This window comes from Aeromonas sp. MR7, from assembly GCF_963899385.1.
Lineage (GTDB): Bacteria > Pseudomonadota > Gammaproteobacteria > Enterobacterales > Aeromonadaceae > Aeromonas > Aeromonas bestiarum.
The window spans coordinates 210,947-226,394 of record NZ_CAWQXH010000043.1; the positions used below are offsets into that span (position 1 = coordinate 210,947).

Below are 15,448 nucleotides of genomic sequence, written 5' to 3' on the forward strand. Positions count from 1 at the left end.
AATCACTCTCGCTATTGCCGGATAATAAAAATCAGACCAGGGTATTCAGCCAATCCTGCATAGTGCCGTCAGTTGGCTCGAGCTCCTCTTGCCACTGCCGCCTGCCGGCCATGATTTGCGGTTGCTGCCATTTTTCCTGCTGCCCCTGCTCGCTTCCCTGACCAACATTGACCTCGACACCACCAGCATGATGGGGGGCCAAGCTCATTCGCAGTCTCTCCATTGACTGGATCAATGCCTCTCGCACAGCAGGATTGCTTACATTGAGCTGAACGTTGAGACGGTCACCATCGACCCGAACTGTCAGTTCAAGCCGCCCCAGCTCAGGCGGGTCAAGACGGATATGTGCTTGTTTGATCTGTTGATTGACCTGGAGCTCAACCTTGTCCTTCAACACATCTACCAGTTGCTGGCCCCACTGCGCCGGGTTATCGGCCAACTTGGCGGGGGCCCATTGATACTCCGCCGGCCTGGAAAGAGGCGATGACAACAGGTTTCCCATCACCCCCTTGAGCTCGGGTACACCAGGCTCCTGCTCGACTGGCACCTCACCGCCCAGCAAGGGCTGCAAACTTGCTATCAGCTTGCTGCGCAATGGCAAGTCGCCGGTCTGGGCAGCTTGCTGTCCCACCATCATTCGGGAGAAATCAGTTATGGAGAGCACAGGTTTATCCTGGCCCAATGTGGCCTGTTCAACACCATGGGGTAGTGCCGTCTCCGACTGCCCATAGGTCGACAACGAACGCAATGCCACCGATATGGAGGGGGCGCGATCGTGAACGGTTCCTCCCTCCTTCCCGCTGCTCATCTCCGCATCAGGCTGAGCAAGTCGTGCAGATGATAACCTCGTGACTTCATCATTCAGGATGAAGACGGGTGGCATGTTGGTGAAGGACTCCAATTGTTCGGTCGCATCTTCTGGCACGGCATCGACCACATCAGTATCCGCATCCGCGTCGTCAACAACCTCTGCCGGCAGCGTAATGAGTTCTTCTGTAAACGGAAGGTCCAGAGGTTGGTACATCTCGCCTTGCTCGTCAGGCTGACGGGCAAGGCGGTTGAACCCGGTCGATTCGAGGCTAACTAAACTGTCGACACCGGCAAGCTGGATCATGCCCATTCTTGTACCTCACCATAAGCCTGCAACCCCTCCCGTTTCCGAGACAGATCGTGCCATTCCTGCTCACGCTGTGCCGTTTCTTGCTGACATAACAACAAGGCCTCCTGTTGCCAGTTGCGCACCTGTGCACGGGCTGGCTCCAATGATGACCACAAATCCGGTTGCTTGAGCATGTGTTGAATGAATTGGGCCAGCCGGCTATCGGTCAGACGCACAGCATCCCATTGGCCAGCACGCGCCTGTTGCAAGATCAGACGACCCAGCCCCAACAGCTGACGCTGGCGAGTCTCGAGTTCTGTGCTGAGCGGCTTAGACTCTGTCATCGACATGATAATGGCCCCTAATTAAGATGACCTTACCGACTAGCAAGGAGCAGGCCAGATATGGAGCTGAGGAATTTCAGATAATGGCTGCGGTATCAAGTTGAAACAGGGGAAGGATAGCTTCCGCATTAGCGAGGATGCTGTGCCATCGCTTCCCAACCTTCCTTTAATTCCAGCAGAATACGACGAACCTCGGCAAACCCGGCGACATCGTTGGACACGCTGATCTCAAACAAACGCTGCCCACAATAGTCGTAAAGGCGATGCAGGTTGGCTGCAAGCTCCCCGCCCTTCTCCATGTCCAGAGCACTATCAAGTCCCCCCAGAATTTGCAGGCACTTGTTGATAGTCTGCCCTTTACGTTCAAATTGCTTGGCAAGAATATGGCCTTCCGCCCTGGCCATCTCATCAAGCAGACCATCCATCAGCATCAGTACCAGCTGATGTGGATCGGCACTGGCTGCCTTGGCCTGAGTAGCAGCAAACTGATAGGCATCGTAGCCATCTTGGTGTTCAAACATGTACAACTCACTTGTTCGGGATAAGACGCAGCGGATGGTGGGACTGACTCTGACTTAGAGTGAGCCCATCGTCTGCAGCATCTGGTTCATGGTGGTGAACTGGTTGAGATAGCGCTTATACGCGGAATCCATACGACGATCCAGTGCTTCCATTCGCTCATTTACACGCTTTTCACTGGCCTCCAATCCGCTCTTGCGCCCCTTCAAAGCACCATCGCGTTTGGTATAAGGATCCAGTGAGTCACTCATCCTTTTGAGCAGACCATCATCCCCCATCAGCGCCTTGCCAAGTAACTCAGGGTCCTTCTCCAACGCCTTGTTGAAATCCGTTTCACTGAAAGAGAGCTTGCCTGCCTTGTCGGTCTTGATCCCGAGACTGCTGAGACTCAGGCCATTGGGCAGGTCACGCACACTGTTAGAAAGTACGCTCTTGAGGCTGCGTACCCCGCTGTCGGAAGAAAGCGCGCCAGGTGCCTTGGGATCGCTGGAGGTCATCTTGGCCAGCTCATCGATCAGTTCGTTGTAGCTGTCGACAAACTTCTTGAGAGAGCCGGTCACGGCCTCCTTGTCCTGCTCTATGTTTACCAGCAAGGGAGCATCACCGCTCTTCTGAGCCTTGGTCAGCTGCAGCGTCAGACCATCGACCACATTTTCAATCTTGTTGCTGGCAGAGGTGATGGTCAACGGATTGTCCCCCCCCATCCGCAACTTGGCATCCTGAGCTTTGGTAATATCTGTCTTGCTGCTTATCGCTGCTCCCAGTGAATTGCTCACATCCCCGCGGTAATTGACCGCGATGGCATTCTCCAACCCGCTATCCTTGCTGGTCAGCACCATGTTGACCTTGCCGTCGGTTCGGACCAGGGTCGCCTTGACGCCGGGATTGTCTTTGGCATCGTTGATGTGGGAGACCAGATCCTTGACGGTTGAGCCTGCCGGCAGGGTGGCCAGATCGATGTCGATGGTCTTCCCCTTGACGGTGAGCGAGAAGACACCATCCGCAGGCAGGGGGGCCGTTTCACTATCCAGGCTGAGACCGATCTGATGGGACTGGGCAAGCTGCTCCACAAAGAAGTTGTACTGCCCCGAGCTCGCCTTGCCGTTACTCGTCACCGTCATGATCCCGTCCTGGGACATGGTCGCCTTCTGCGCCTGTAAATTGGATGCCTTGTTGAGATCTTTGAGCATGGTCTGGAAGGTCGACAGCTTGGTATTGAGCGTGCTGAGCGCACTCTGCTGACCCTTGATCCCATCCATCTGCTTCTTCAGCAGTGCATCCATGTTCTTGCGTTCGATAGCTACCAGTTGCATTGCCGTGCTGGCCGGATCTATTTGCATCTTAATCCCTCTTCATTTCACTCAACTGGCATGCCTGTTGGGAAAAGCCGTTTCGACTCTTTCCAACCGACAAACCCTTATCAGACAAAGGCCGCCCCACGGGAGCGGCCATGCAATCCATTAACGCAGCAGACCAGTTACCATACCGGTCATCTGGTTGGAGTTGGACAGAACGGACATGCCAGCCTGCATCAACATCTGGTTCTTGGTCATATTGGTGCTTTCCTGAGCGAAATCGGCATCCATGATGCGACCATTCGCCATGTCGGTGTTCTCTTTCATGTTGGAAAGGTTGTTGACGGTGTGCTCCAGACGGTTGATGTTGGCACCGAAGGCAGAACGAGCTTCACCGATCTTCTCCAGCATGCTGTCCATGGCAGTGATCTGGGCAGCTGCACCAGTGGTCAGGGCGGCAGTAGAGGCAGTACTGATAGCGGTGTTGACGCTGGTTACTTTGGTGGATGCATCGAAAACAAGTTTCTCATCAACGCTGGCACCAATTTGGAAAGTCACGCCACCGGTAGCCTGGAATTTGCCACCGGTTTTCAGCAGAGAAGTGCCGCCGAAAGTGGTGTTGTCACGGATGTTACCCAGCTCTTTACCCAATTCCTTGAACTCGGCGTCCATGGCATCAAGGTCCTTGGTGCTGTTGGTACCGTTGGCAGCCTGGGTAGCCAGATCTTTCATGCGCTGGGTGATGTTGGTCATCTCGTCCATGGCGCCTTCAGCGGTCTGGATCATAGAGATGGCATCCTGAGCGTTGCGCATACCCACTTTCTGACCATTGGACTGAGCCTGCAGACGAGTGGCGATTTGCAGACCGGCAGCATCGTCGGCAGCGGAGTTGATGCGCAGACCGGTACCCAGACGCTGCATGGCGGTGCCCAGCATCTTGTTGGTAGAGTTCAGCTGGTTCTGGGTGGTCATGGAAGCAAAGTTGGTATGAATGGACAAGCCCATGGTTATTTCCTCGATTTAGACGCTGCACTGCAGCTTGTTAGGTAGACAAAATAGAAGGACGACCAGGGCATGGAGAAAATTGAGCCGGAGACGACAATTTATTAAGTGTGCTGCTCAAAAAAGCGGGAATGGGCATATCAAAACAGCTGCGGGGCCATAGGCCCCCGCAAAAAACGATAGGTAGTCTCAGACAAGCGCCAGCTCGATCTCATCCAGCAAGTGAGGCAACTCATATTCCAGGTAATCACAGAGCCCCACCCAATCGTGCCGTTCTTGGCATTGGAGCAACTGCTTGGCCAATGTGACCAAACGGACTTGCAGCTCGCCGGGAAAATGACTCATCAGCGGCGTCAATAATTGCAGCAAGCGGCCACATTCAAAACAAGCGCTCTCGTCCCTTCCTTCTCGCAGCATAGTGGCTAGCGTCTCGGCCCCCGTTTTGAAACTGGCGACATCAATCATCCGGCAAACTCCTCGTGATAGCAGGTACCCAGAATGCGAGCACCTTCACGACTGCTGTTTTTGAACACGACTTCTGGATGGGTCTTGATATAGAGCTCCATATAGTTCAGATAGATACAGAAGCTCAGCAACGTTCTGACAGGTTGGCCGTTACCGTTTGGAACGGTCCGTCGACCGTAACGGGCATGTCCACCCAACACGCCGTCATCCCAGCCGGTGTGGCTTTTGTCGCCTGGATAGGAAAAGTCGACACCAAAGAGTGTCACTTGCCCAGCCCCCATCCTAACGGCCAGATCCGTTGCCGGATGTATCACGCTGCCACCGGTAAAGAGGCTGGCCCGCCGCAGTTTGCTGCTTAGTCGGACATAGGTATCGAGTGCCTCATAGGCACCATAACGTGGTCCCAGCCAACTGGCCAAGACCCCATTGTCAACCATAGGTATGTAGACCAGCTTGATATCATGGGACCAGTCAGGATGCAGGATGCCACTGTGGATATTGCGATCCACGGTAACGACGATATCAGGCCTGATCCCATGCTCCAGCAGTGGTCGCAAGGCCGTGTCAACACAGATAAACAGGGGGCGTTCAGCCTGCTCGCGAACCTGTTTCAGGCGTTCAAAATGGCCTGCCAATGTTGGTCCTGTTGCCAGCACATAAGCTTCTCTACCTTTCATCGTCCCGAACAGAGCTGCAACATCCTGATCTTGCCGGAGCAAGGCCAAGTTTTCATCAAACCGCTTGAAGACCCACTCATCTTCGAACTCCCCATTCAGGACTTCGCGCCTGCTCTGGATCAAGACCCGGTCCCGGATCTTGGCACTGCGTTCGTCAGCCAGTTCCAGTTCTGCACTCAAAAACAGAAATGGAGTCATGACCAGCTCATTTTCCTCCGCAAGCAACAGGTTGACCCTGGGGTCGGACAGCCAGTCCAGCTGCTCCGTCAAGTGCAAGACCAGAGCAAAGATGGCAGAGTTCATGATCTTGACATTTAGTCGGCGCAGGCGTTTTCGCTGCAGCAGCACCCGCGGCACGTCACCCAACCCAGTGCCATACAGCGTCAGCTCTGCCACCTTCGTTGGAGCCATGGCAGCAATCCGCTCAGCTTCCCGCATCCGGTCATGGCGGCTAGTCAGCTGAATACCGTTGATGGCAAGGGTAGAGCTGAGCCCTTCAACCAATTCGGCGGGTACGCTGTTGACATCCTGTTCTTGCAGACATGCCAAAATAGCAGGCCAACGGCGGGCGATGAGCTCTGCGTGCTGGGGGAAATAGTCGATCATGATGTGTTATGTCACTTGCAGAAGAGGAACGGGAAAAGAGAAGAATGTGTTCAGGTCAGCAACGCCACCACATTCTGGCGGGAAACATTTGCCTGAGCCAGCAAGCCGGCCATGGTGCCCATGAAGCCACCCTCCTTGAGCTGCAGACTGAGCTTGCCTTGCAACTGCTCGAGCTCTTCCTGTTTAAGGTTCTGGCTACGCGCCTTCACTCGATCGAGCTGTTTGACCATTTTCTGACGAAACTGCCTGAGCTCACGCACTGACTGTTCAATCTCGCCAAGCAGCCGCTTCAGGCGCTGTTGTTCCTGCTTGAGTTCACCCTTGTCAATGCCCTCACCCAGTTGAGTGAGTTGCCCCGGTTTGGGTTTGAATTGAACTGGTACCGGATTACCCGCAGGGATCCGGATGCCTTCTCCACTCAACAACACAGGTTCATCCAGTTTACGTCTGTGCTGATCAGGCACGCTCAATTCAAGCTTGCCGAGTTCGTTTAACCGTACCTGGATATTTTCTTTGCGCAGAGCCCGATCCAGCCTGGAGACCACTTCAGCCTCATTGGCTCCAGCAGGCAATATAACTTCAGCTGCACTACTGGTTTGTGGAAAAGAGAACACAAGACGCTCGGCACTCGCCTTGGGGGTAAGCAAATCGAGTCGCTCTGAACTGTAATGAACGCGGCTATCCGTTGCAGAAGCCAGCAGCCGCGGTCTCAACTCGGAGGTCAAGGGTGCCTTAGGTTGGGTCAACTTGTCTTCTAACAATTTCAGGCGCGATACCAGATCCCCACTCGCAGCACGATTTTGGCCGAGTTGCTGCTCCAGACGTTTGAGCTCCCCCCACACCTGGCTCAAGGCTTGCTCCCCTCCCTGGGCATGGGCTATTCGCTGCTGAGCCGTGCCGATCAGAGCCCAGCGATCCAGTCGGACAATATTGGGGTGACGTTCCGTTTTGCTGGCTGACTGGGACGTAGTTTGAGCAGCCACGCGCCCGCGCAGTCGGGGCTGGGCAGGTGTTTCGGCCACTCCGCCCAAACGGGTTTGTTGGATCTGCATCATGGCTCCCTGAACCTGAATTTATGGCATGTAGTTGAACAAGCTCAAGCCGTTGACCTTGGCAAATGCCTGTTGTTGCACTTGCAAGGCCATCAGCACATGAGCCTGCTGGGTGACGGCACTGGCATAATCGAGGGACTCTATCTGATTACTCACTTCCTTGCTATAGACGCCCTTCTCGGCATGCCCTTCATCCACTTGATCAAGCAAATTAATACGAGCACCGATAGAACTCACCATCTGGCTAATATCGTCCTGTAATGTCTTGCTTCTATCCAGCATGTTCCGGGCTTGATCCGCTGCATCGGGAGCACCGCTTTCCATGGCTTCCACCATGGCATCCAGCTGCTTGAAGAAGTCTCCGTTCTGGATGAAAAGCTGGTCTGCAGTCTGATTGAGCCCCACGGTAACACCTTTGGCGATCCCAACCTCTCTTATCAAGGCATCTCCCTGATATTGGTAATCACCAGCAGGGGTTTTAACAATCGCAATCTGGTTCACCTGACTGCCGGCAAAAAGGCTCGAACCACTCTCGTTGCGGGCATTGGCCAGATCCAGCAAACCATCCTTGATAACAGCAGCTTCACTGGCCACCGCGCGACGGTCACCTTCAGAAAGTGAGCCCGTTGCCGCAGTTTGAGTCAGTTCGCGCAGCCGCATCAGCATGTGGGTCATTGTTTCCAACTGCTGCTCACCTTGAGATAGCTGGCTTTTGGCATTGGCAATATTTTTCTGATACTGCTCCATTGCCACCTGCTCTTTCTTCAGCCCGAGCAAACGTACACTCCCCACGGGATCATCCGAGGGTTGCAGGATACGTTTGTTAGCCGATATCTGGCGATCAAGCCGGGCATATTCACCGAAACCATGCTGCAGGTTGTCGAGCATGCTGAGTTGTATTTGGTTGGTGCTGATGCGCATGGTCACTCCGTCAGAACATGTTCAGGATGGAATTGAAAAGCTGATCGGAGGTACTGATCACTTTGGCATTGGCCTGATAGGCCTTGGTATAGGCCATGATCTTGACCCCTTCCTCATCCGTGTTGACTCCACTGACACTGCTCAGTTTGGTGGCCAGCTGCTTCTCCATATTGGCATCCGCCTCCATGGTGGCCTTGGCCTGGCCACTTTGTACCGCCATCCGACCAAGCAAGGCACTGTACGCATCATATTGGCTATCTTTGATGGTCAACAACTCCTGCAAGTTACTGTTATCGCCTTTACCGCCGCCCGACTTGGCAAAGGCAAGGTGATCACCGGTAAAGCCGCTGGCCACCTTGAGGGTACCGGACGGATTGAGCGGGTCATAGCTGAACAGCGGCTTGCCCGGATCACCGTTCAGATCGATCCCGCCCGCCTGCTTGGCGTTGAAGTCATCCGCCAGTTTCTTCGCTATCTGATTCAGCTCGTCACGCAGCGGGCGCAATACTGTCGTCCTGTATTCCATCACCCCGGCCAGGCTGCCGCCATGCAGCTTGGGGACATCGAAGGACTGAGGACCAAAGCTGAGGCTCAGCGAATCACCGGCCAAAGAGAGAGTACTGTTGCTACCGGCCAATACCAGGGGCTGTCCCTGAGGCAGGCTTAACGAAAATGAACCGTCGCTTTGCCGGTTGACCCTAACTTCCATGAAGGTCGACAACTCACGTACGATCTGCTCGCGACTGTCTTCCAGTACCGAGGTATTGACCCCCTTGGAAGCCTGCTCACTGATCTGGGTATTCAACTCGGCCACTTGTTTCAGATAACTGTTGACCTGAGAGACAGTGCTATTCAGTTGATCGTCGATCTGCTTCTCTTGCGTCAACATGCTCTCGTTCAACTGGCCAAAACGGTTGGCCAAGGCACCGGCAGAACTGACGATCTGGCTGCGCTGCGCCGGCGTCTCCGGGCTGTCGAGTGCGGCACTCAAGGAGGCAAAGAAACTGTCCAGTCCCTTGGCGATATTCATCGACTCGCTACCCAACAACTGCTCGGTGGTATTGATGTACTGATGAAAGGAATAAGAGGCGCCAGTGGAAGAGCGACTGCGCCAATGCTGTGAAACCAGGTAGTCATCCGTGATCCTGCGAACACCGGTTACCTCTACCCCCATACCGTTGTCCAATCGGCCAAAGCCGGACAGACTGCCCATCATGGCTTCCTGGCGGCTATAGCCTATGGTATTGACGTTGGCGATATTCTGGGCGGTGACATTTAACGCGATCTGGGCCGCGTTAAGTCCGCTAAAACCGATATTGAGCATCGACATCAGTCAACTTTCCTCATTTTTGCCGAATTCAGAGGCTGACTGAAGGCAGCCAGGGTCTGTGATTCTGAAGCGACCACAGGCTCGGCATTCTTTAATGTCGGCGCCAATTGGCTGACCATCTGCTCTTTCAGCCCCATACCGCCACGCTTGACCAGACTCATCGCCAGTTGACTGTCATACATGTCGCGATATAGCTCTTCTCCTTTAATGATCTTGTCATCTTCATCCTGCATGGCGTCAGAGGCTGAACGCATATGCTTGAGCACAGTCTGTAAAAAGCTCACTTCAAATTGGCCCGCAGCGGCATCCAGCGCCGCACGTTGATCCGGATTGCTCTTTATCTGCTGCAATTCATTGAGATCCTGATAAAAACCAGGCTCTGACGTTATTCTGGTCATAGCGATCCTTAGATGACCACCAGTTCTCCCTCGAGGGCACCTGCCTCATCGAGAGCTTGTAAAATGGCCATGACATCATCGGGAGTTGCCCCGAGTGAATTGACTGCCTTGACGATCACCTCGAGCGAAGTGCCATCCGGCCAGACAAACATGTTGTTTCGTTCGCGATCCACCTGGACCTTTGAATTGGGTGTCGTCGTCGTTTGCCCATTGGAGAAGGCATTGGGTTGACTGACATTCTGGCTCTCGCCTATGGTCACGGTCAGACTGCCATGGCTAACCGCAGCCTTGTGTACCTTGACCCCTTGCCCCATCACCACTGTCCCGGTCCGGCTGTTGAACACAACTCTGGGCCGCTCCTTGCCCATATCAACTTGAATGTCTTGCAGCAACGCCATGAAAGAGATCCGCTGACTCTCATCCTTGGGAGCTGTGACCTGGATCCGCCCTGCACTCACAGCTCTGGCAACTGGACCCAGCTGGCGGTTGATTTCTCGCTCAACATTGCGGGCCGTTTTAAAATTAGGCTGGTGCAGGTTGAGCGTCACCTCGGGTTTATCCGCAAAGTTACTGACGGCCTCGCGCTCAATGATGGCGCCATTGGGAATGATGCCTGCCGTCGGCACATTGATGGTCACAGAAGAACCGGATTGCCCCTCAGCCTTGACCCCGGCGACCACCAGATTTCCTTGGGCAACGGCGTACACGTCCCCATCGATACCACGTAATGGCGTCAACAGCAGTGAGCCACCACGCAGGCTCTTGGCATCCCCGATTGAGGTCACGGTGACATCCACCAGCTGCCCCTTGCCTGCCAAGGCCGGCAGCGTCGCCTGTACCGATACGGCCGCGACGTTCTTTAGCTTGGGGTCGAGATCATCGGGCAACTGTACGCCAAACTGCTTGAGCATGTTGGCCATGGATTGGCCGGTAAATTTGACCTGGCTGCGATCTCCCGTACCCGACAGGCCGACGACCAGGCCATAACCCACCAGTTGGTTGGTTCGCATTCCCTGCACATCGGCAATATCCAGCAAGGCCCGCTTGGCAGGGGGCGCGGCATTAGCCCACCAGGGAAGACTCAGACAGAGCAAGGCGATAAACCATTTGTTCATGTAAACCCTCAAAAAGGTGCGAATGCGGAACTGAAGAAACGCCCCAGCCACCCCATCTGGTTACTGTCGGCAAGGGCACCACGCCCCGCATAGGTAATGCGGGCATCGGCAATGCGCTGAGAGGAAATACGGTTGCTCTGATCGATATCTTCCACTCTCACCATGCCACCCAGACGGATATATTCGTCTCCTTGATTGAGTCGGATCCATTTCTCCCCCCGGATCCCCAGCACCCCGTTTGGCATCACTTCGGCAACCGTTACCGTAATGGAACCGGCTAGCGTGTTTTGCTGGCTGGAGGTAGCGCCACCATCGAAATCACGATCTGCACTCAAGCTGGCACTCCAGTCTGAACGCACTTTTCCACCGATAGAGGGTGCTGGCACGTTCATGCTGCTGTTCTTGCTCATGCTGGTGTTGGCTTTCTTGCTCGACTGGGTACGTTCTTCCAGTACCACGGTCAGAATATCGCCGATACGATAGGCACGACGATCCTGAAACAGAGTCATCATGTAATCGCCACGATAGAGGCTACCGTCTTCTCCCCGAGCCGAGACAGATAACTTGGGTCGGGAAGGGGCCCACTTTTCGTCACCTGGCTCGGGGGCCTTGAGTTCATAAGTGGCACAGCCACCCAGCAGCAACACTACCCAGAGATAACGCCACATCGCCTTCATCATCACAGCGCCTGAGTGACGAACTTGAGCATCTGATCTGCGGCGGATACCACCTTTGCGTTCATCTCATAGGCACGCTGAGTGGTGATCATGTCGACCATCTCCTCCACCACGTTGACGTTGGAACTTTCCAGCGTGAACTGCTTGATGGCGCCCATCGCCTCCTCACCCGGTACCCCTTCGATAGCTTCACCGGAGGCACCAGTCGCACGGTAGAGGTTGCCCCCAAGCGCTTCCAACCCAGCGGGGTTCGTGAAATTGGTCAAGGTAATACGCCCCAGCTCCACATTTTCTTGCTGGCCTGGCAGCGTTGCGCTTACGGTCCCATCTGTACCGATGGAAACCTTGGTCGCATTATCGGGGATCTGGATCTGCGGCAACATGGGCAGCCCATCCGAATTCACCAGTAAACCTTCAGCATTGCGATGCCACTGACCATTACGGGTATAGGCCGTTTCCCCATCAGGGCGTTCGACACCAAAGAAACCGGCACCGACAACCGCCATATCCAATTCCTGGTTGGTATTCTGAAACTGCCCAGGGGTAAACACTTTCTGTGTTCCAACCACACGCACACCATTACCCATCTGAATGCCGATGGGTGACAGGTTTTGCTGATCCTGCTGCGCGCCAGGCTGGCGCTGTACCTGATAGAACAAGTCTTCAAAAGCCACGCGATCGCGCTTGAAACCAACCGTATTCACGTTGGCCAGGTTGTTGGAAATGCTGGCCATCTTGGCATCTTGTGCCGACAGACCCGTTTTACTCACCCAAAGTGCTGCATGCATCTTTGCTTCTCCACCTAATTCATTCGGGGCGCTATCGCGCATCCATCAAGGGTCTTGTGGCTCTGGCGGGCTAACCTGCTAGCCCTGACCGGAAATAAGTCTGGCCCCTTGCCGGGCCTGATCATCTGCGGTTTTCATCAATTTGACCTGAAGCTCGAAATTGCGGGTCAATGACATACTGCTGATCAGCTCGTCGACCGCATTCACATTGGCGCCCTCAAGAAAACCTGAGGCCAGTACCACCTGCTCGCTGGCCTCGGCATCGCCCCCCTGACGCAAGCGGAAGAGGCCATCTGGACCTTTTACCAGTTCAACCGGATCCGGGTTGACCAGCTTGAGGCGACCCACATCCAAGCGGGCACCACCACCCGGTGGCGTGATGCTGAGGGAACCATCCTTGCCAAAGCTCAAGTCGCGATAGGCAGGCAGTACCATTTCCCCACCATCTCCCAGCACAGGGCGGCCATTGAGCGTCAATAGCCCTTCAGCATCCACTTCCAGGTTACCTGCCCGGGTATAGGCCTCTTTGCCATCAGCAGTTTGCACCGTGATAAAGCCTTCCCCACGCACCGCCACATCCAGTTTGCGGCCCGTTTGCATCAGAGCGCCCGCCTTAAAATCCGTGCCGGCCATCTCTTCGCGCGCCATGACCCGGCTTGGGTAGCCATCACCGGTCAGTGCATAGGCTGAGACCCGCTCAAAATCGGCCCGAAAACCGGCGGTATTGACGTTGGCCAGGTTATTCGCCCGAATTTGCTGGGCCATCAGGGTATGTTGCGCCCCCGACATGGCGGTATAGATAAGCTTTTCCACGCATCAAACCTTAGAAGGAGTTGAAGAGAACCTGAGTCATCTTGTCAGCTGAGCTGATGGTTTTGGCGTTGGCCTGATAGTTACGCTGGGAAGTCATCAGGCTGACCAGCTCACCGGTTAAGTCCACGTTGGAGCTTTCATAAGCCCCCGCAGTGAGTGAGCCCATGGTCCCGGTTCCTGGTGCGCCCAACACAGGCTGACCTGAGCTGAAGGATTGTTGCCAGGTGGTGTTGTTGGTTTGCATCAGGCCATTCGGGTTGGTGAAATTGGCCATCACCACTTGCCCCTGCAGCAAACTCTGACCATTGGTGAAGGTGGCATACACACCACCATCGGCATCGACCTTGACCCCGGTCAGATCGCCGGCAGCATAGCCATTGGACTGGTTGCGGGTAGCGTTGAAGTCGGAGGCATACTGACTGACACGTGCGACATCAACACTGAGAGCAATTTTCTCTGCGCCTGGGGGCGTCAAATTCAGCACAGGGGAAGTGGTCGGGGATTTCAGCGTACCGTTGGTATTGAACTCCATGGTTACCGGCGACCCCGTCTTGGTGCCATTGAAGGCGTAGTTGACCTGCCAGGTATTGTCCGCCGTTTTGACAAAATACTGGGTCACTGTGTGTTCAACCCCCAGCGAGTCATAAACCTTGCTGGATTGTGAATAGCTAAAACTGTCAGATTTGGCAGGATCGAACGGATGGGCAGTCTGATCGATCATACTGGCATCCGCCTTGAGGTTGGCGACGAACTCCAGCTTGTCTGACGATTTGGCAGGTAAACTGCCCGCCTTGACCTGAATATCACCAACCACGCCGGACTGCAGTTCGCCTGCATCATTGGTGGTATAGCCTTGCAGGCGGGTGCCGCTGGCGGTGGTCAGGTAATTATTGGGGTCCCTTTGGAACATGCCAGCCCGGGTATAGGAGGTCTGACCGTTGCTGTCCTTGAGCACAAAGAAGCCGCTGCCCGAAATCGCCAAATCCAAGCCTCGGCCGGTACGGGTCACATCGCCATTACGGTCAAAGTTCTGGGAGACGTTGTTCATCTCGACACCACCAGCCTGTCCACCACCATAGATAGCGGCGAATTCGGCGCGGCTCGATTTGAAACCAGCCGTACTAGCGTTAGCCACGTTGTTACTGATAACACTCAATTCCTGGTTCACGGCGCGCAGGCCGCTCAATCCGATACTGAAAGACACAGTTCCGCTCCTATCTGATTACGCCGATTTACCAAACTGGATGGCACTGAAGAGAGGCACATCACCCACTCCAGCCACCTGTAACATGATCTCGCCTGTGCCTGGCAAGGTGACACGCTCCACCTTGCTGGCCACAAAATTCTTGGATGTGGTCGCCACGCCATCGAGCGAGGCTTTTACCTCGAAGCTATATTCACCGGCAGGCAAGGGAGGCAATTCATAATCGAGTCCCCCAGCCTTGCTATCACCCCAATTTTTGGTCGCAACCAGGGTGCCATGTTCGTCATATACCTTGAGCTCAACCTGATCCGCAGCGCCAGCCAGCTCAATCTGCCCACGAATCGTCTTTTCAGCGCTCTGGGTCAGCGTCTTGCTGGGAACCATTACTTCCTTGTCGATCAGAGCCGTACTCTGCAATACCTGCTGGGTATCCATCATGTTGATCGACTTTTGCTGCAGGACTTTGAGGCTCTCAACCCCTTCCACCATGCTGAACTGAGCCAGCTGGGTGACGTATTGGGCACCATCCAGTGGATTGGTCGGGTCCTGGTTCTGGATCTGGGCAACCATCATCTGCAAAAATTCGTTGCGCAGTTGCATGCCGCCCTGGGGGTTCTGGCCCGCTGCCGCACTGTTGGGGGCTATATCCGGTGTTGCGGTACGCTGGCTGGTGCTACGCGCAGTATCCAGGCTACTCACCTGAGGCAGGCTCATGGCTTACACTCCCTGGCCCAGGCGCAGCAAACCTTGCTGCATGCTATTGATGCGATTGATCACTTCGACCGAGGTTTCAAAACCGCGCGAGGCGCTCATCATGTCGGCCATCTCTTCAACCGCGTTGACGTTGGAGTAGTAGACGAAGCCATCCTGATCGGCCAGGGGGTTGGTCGGCTCGAGGCGCTTCTCTACCTGGCGATCAGACTGCACGATTCCTGCGATCTGTACCTGAGCCGCCCCCAGCGAATCAGCATCCTGTACTCGTTGATACAGAGTGGAGAACACCGGCTTGATGGCACGAAAAGCGGCCTCTTCACTGCCTGCGGCACTGTCCACGTTGGCCAGATTGGAGGCCACCGTATCCAAGCGTACGGTTTGCGCGCGCATGGCACTGCCTGCAATGTCATAGATTCGATTAAACGACAT

Annotated in this window: 18 protein-coding genes; all 18 read right to left on the reverse strand. The window is 54.9% G+C overall.

Features of this window, described 5'->3' with window-relative positions:
- Positions 1 to 31: 31 nt before the first annotated feature.
- Positions 32 to 1,120 carry a lateral flagellar hook-length control protein LafE gene (gene lafE / locus AACW87_RS17040; protein ID WP_241325626.1) on the reverse strand — a complete coding sequence of 363 codons (1,089 nt, stop codon included), beginning with the start codon at positions 1,118 to 1,120 and terminating at the stop codon, positions 32 to 34.
- The gene (locus AACW87_RS17045) at positions 1,111 to 1,449 is read right to left on the reverse strand and encodes a hypothetical protein (RefSeq protein ID WP_042867960.1); all 339 of its coding nucleotides are present in this window, start codon (positions 1,447 to 1,449) and stop codon (positions 1,111 to 1,113) included. The genes lafE and AACW87_RS17045 overlap by 10 nt, the downstream gene beginning before the upstream one ends.
- Before the next feature lie 122 nt (positions 1,450 to 1,571).
- Positions 1,572 to 1,964: a lateral flagellar export chaperone LafC gene (gene lafC, locus AACW87_RS17050; RefSeq protein ID WP_042867958.1), complete on the reverse strand. Its 393-nt coding sequence runs from the start codon at positions 1,962 to 1,964 to the stop codon at positions 1,572 to 1,574.
- Between the two features lie 54 nt (positions 1,965 to 2,018).
- Positions 2,019 to 3,302, reverse strand: a complete 1,284-nt coding sequence (gene lafB / locus AACW87_RS17055; protein ID WP_241325627.1) for a lateral flagellar capping protein LafB — start codon at positions 3,300 to 3,302, stop codon at positions 2,019 to 2,021.
- Positions 3,303 to 3,422: 120 nt separating this feature from the next.
- Positions 3,423 to 4,262 (reverse strand): lateral flagellin LafA, encoded by an 840-nt coding sequence (lafA, locus tag AACW87_RS17060; protein ID WP_042867953.1) that lies wholly within the window; start codon positions 4,260 to 4,262, stop codon positions 3,423 to 3,425.
- A 186-nt stretch (positions 4,263 to 4,448) separates the two neighbouring features.
- Entirely contained in the window at positions 4,449 to 4,724 is a 276-nt protein-coding gene (locus tag AACW87_RS17065) for a hypothetical protein (protein WP_241325628.1), read from the reverse strand.
- Positions 4,721 to 6,007 (reverse strand): motility associated factor glycosyltransferase family protein, encoded by a 1,287-nt coding sequence (locus AACW87_RS17070; RefSeq protein ID WP_241325629.1) that lies wholly within the window; start codon positions 6,005 to 6,007, stop codon positions 4,721 to 4,723. Before AACW87_RS17070 ends, AACW87_RS17065 begins: the two co-directional genes overlap by 4 nt.
- A 50-nt stretch (positions 6,008 to 6,057) precedes the next feature.
- Entirely contained in the window at positions 6,058 to 7,059 is a 1,002-nt protein-coding gene (locus AACW87_RS17075) for a hypothetical protein (RefSeq protein WP_241325630.1), read from the reverse strand.
- A 21-nt stretch (positions 7,060 to 7,080) separates the two neighbouring features.
- Positions 7,081 to 7,980 (reverse strand): lateral flagellar hook-associated protein LfgL, encoded by a 900-nt coding sequence (gene lfgL, locus AACW87_RS17080; protein ID WP_241325631.1) that lies wholly within the window; start codon positions 7,978 to 7,980, stop codon positions 7,081 to 7,083.
- Positions 7,981 to 7,990: 10 nt separating this feature from the next.
- Complete coding sequence (lfgK, locus tag AACW87_RS17085) at positions 7,991 to 9,310, reverse strand: lateral flagellar hook-associated protein LfgK (RefSeq protein WP_241325632.1); 1,320 nt, start codon at positions 9,308 to 9,310, stop codon at positions 7,991 to 7,993.
- On the reverse strand, positions 9,310 to 9,708 hold the full coding sequence (locus AACW87_RS17090; RefSeq protein ID WP_059112804.1) for a rod-binding protein: 399 nt from the start codon (positions 9,706 to 9,708) through the stop codon (positions 9,310 to 9,312). The genes lfgK and AACW87_RS17090 overlap by 1 nt, the downstream gene beginning before the upstream one ends.
- An 8-nt stretch (positions 9,709 to 9,716) precedes the next feature.
- Complete coding sequence (fgIL, locus tag AACW87_RS17095; protein ID WP_241325633.1) at positions 9,717 to 10,823, reverse strand: lateral flagellar basal body P-ring FlgIL; 1,107 nt, start codon at positions 10,821 to 10,823, stop codon at positions 9,717 to 9,719.
- 8 nt (positions 10,824 to 10,831) lie between these two features.
- Positions 10,832 to 11,503 carry a flagellar basal body L-ring protein FlgH gene (flgH, locus tag AACW87_RS17100; protein WP_059112802.1) on the reverse strand — a complete coding sequence of 224 codons (672 nt, stop codon included), beginning with the start codon at positions 11,501 to 11,503 and terminating at the stop codon, positions 10,832 to 10,834.
- Positions 11,503 to 12,288 (reverse strand): lateral flagellar basal-body rod protein LfgG, encoded by a 786-nt coding sequence (lfgG, locus tag AACW87_RS17105; RefSeq protein WP_005314259.1) that lies wholly within the window; start codon positions 12,286 to 12,288, stop codon positions 11,503 to 11,505. The genes flgH and lfgG overlap by 1 nt, the downstream gene beginning before the upstream one ends.
- A gap of 78 nt (positions 12,289 to 12,366) precedes the next feature.
- Positions 12,367 to 13,101, reverse strand: a complete 735-nt coding sequence (gene lfgF, locus AACW87_RS17110) for a lateral flagellar basal-body rod protein LfgF (protein WP_103472069.1) — start codon at positions 13,099 to 13,101, stop codon at positions 12,367 to 12,369.
- 10 nt (positions 13,102 to 13,111) lie between these two features.
- A complete protein-coding gene (flgEL, locus tag AACW87_RS17115; RefSeq protein WP_241325634.1) occupies positions 13,112 to 14,305 on the reverse strand; it encodes a lateral flagellar hook protein FlgEL in 1,194 nt (397 codons plus the stop codon).
- A gap of 18 nt (positions 14,306 to 14,323) precedes the next feature.
- Positions 14,324 to 15,019, reverse strand: a complete 696-nt coding sequence (locus AACW87_RS17120; protein ID WP_065402449.1) for a flagellar hook assembly protein FlgD — start codon at positions 15,017 to 15,019, stop codon at positions 14,324 to 14,326.
- 3 nt (positions 15,020 to 15,022) lie between these two features.
- Positions 15,023 to 15,448 carry a lateral flagellar basal body rod protein FlgCL gene (gene flgCL, locus AACW87_RS17125; protein ID WP_059112799.1) on the reverse strand — a complete coding sequence of 142 codons (426 nt, stop codon included), beginning with the start codon at positions 15,446 to 15,448 and terminating at the stop codon, positions 15,023 to 15,025.